Source organism: Endozoicomonas sp. SESOKO3, from assembly GCF_024606255.1.
Map to the genome: position 1 here is coordinate 1 of NZ_JAHHPR010000321.1, position 1,266 is coordinate 1,266.

Here is a 1,266-nt window from a genome sequence, read left to right on the forward strand (position 1 = left end):
GATGGGCCAGGAGTGAATCCCGATGGGCCAGGAGTGAATCCCGATGGGCCAGGAGCCAATCCAAATGGGCCCAGCCAATCCTGAAAATGTAACCAGGCCTGGAGATAATGGAAACGGTGGCAACCCCCTGACTCCGGAAACGCTACGGGAACAGCGACAGAAACTAAGGTCTCAGCCTGAGCGGCCACCAGAACCACCACAATCTGATAACCCGTGACTGTGACGTTTTGCAGGCAAGAATGTTAGAAACGCATTTAGGATAAAGGGGAAGCACAGCTTCCCTGCTGTCTACTCTTTCAAAGTGTTCTCAATACAGACCTTCCAAATACCAGAGTGTGTGCTGTTTTCTGATACCCTTTCTATCTTGCAGTACTTCTGAACAAATCGAATATCCCAGGCCCTTTCCTGTTGCTTCCCGAGGTGCTCGTGTTTCCTGCATTGTTTCGCGTTAAAACAATTACAATCAAGCCTCCCGTTGGTTTTTTTTCAGAAAAGCTCTTTAAGGCCAAAAAATGGCTGATTCATCTATCAAAGATGCAGAAATCCAGCGTTTGAAAAGGTATATCTACCAGAGAAATTAGCTTCAATTTTTCTTAATTTTTGACGTGAAAAATGAAAGCTCTCACCCTCACCGATCCAGTGAGCTTTGGCTGAGTGAAGCCAAAGCCATTCTGAGTGTGCTGAAAGACAGAAGCTTTGTCCGTTGCACTTAACAACATATTTTGAACTTTTATTTTAAAACCGAGTCAAATTTGCAGTATCAATTCTGAATGTCCTTTCTAATTGAGGATTAATACGAGTAACCAAGCATGGATCGAATAAATCCAAACTCTGGCAGTACACACTCAACAACGCCTGATCAATCTATATCGAAGCAAGCGTCAACGGGTATAGGTGTCAGTGCAGGTAGAAAAATTACTGTATCTGACAAGGGTGAACTTTCACTACTCAATTTGCCTAGCCTGACACAATTGAAAATTATTGGCTGTTTGAGACTTAAAGATATTGCCCGTTTAAAACAGGTGTGTACCTACTTTCGAGAGGTTATTGAAGGAGAAGACCTTCTGGCAAAGGCGTGGTATCGCCGCTTTTCTTCTCCACACCAGTCTCTGTTAAAGACGGTCATCACAGCAAAAAGTGATGAACAACTCAGCCGTTGGGTGGGGCAGTTTACAAATGATCAAGTGTTAACCAAGTCACTTATAGAGCGCCGAAACAATGTTGATTTTCCTGCTCTGGTTTTTTTCAACAACACAGATTTAATGT

Annotated in this window: 2 protein-coding genes; both read left to right on the forward strand. The window is 43.4% G+C overall.

Annotation, left to right across the window (positions count from 1 at the left end):
* The first annotated feature begins 64 nt into the window (after window positions 1-64).
* On the forward strand, window positions 65-217 hold the full coding sequence (locus tag KDK18_RS05650; protein WP_257253817.1) for a hypothetical protein: 153 nt from the start codon (window positions 65-67) through the stop codon (window positions 215-217).
* A gap of 592 nt (window positions 218-809) precedes the next feature.
* Window positions 810-1,266 (forward strand): F-box protein (locus tag KDK18_RS05655; protein ID WP_257253818.1); only part of this gene is annotated, 457 nt, incomplete at its 3' end.

Excerpts from the sequence above, each read along its gene's own strand:
- KDK18_RS05650 (WP_257253817.1), top strand. The coding sequence starts at position 65 with ATGGGCCCAGCCAATCCTGAAAATGTAACCAGGCCTGGAGATAATGGA.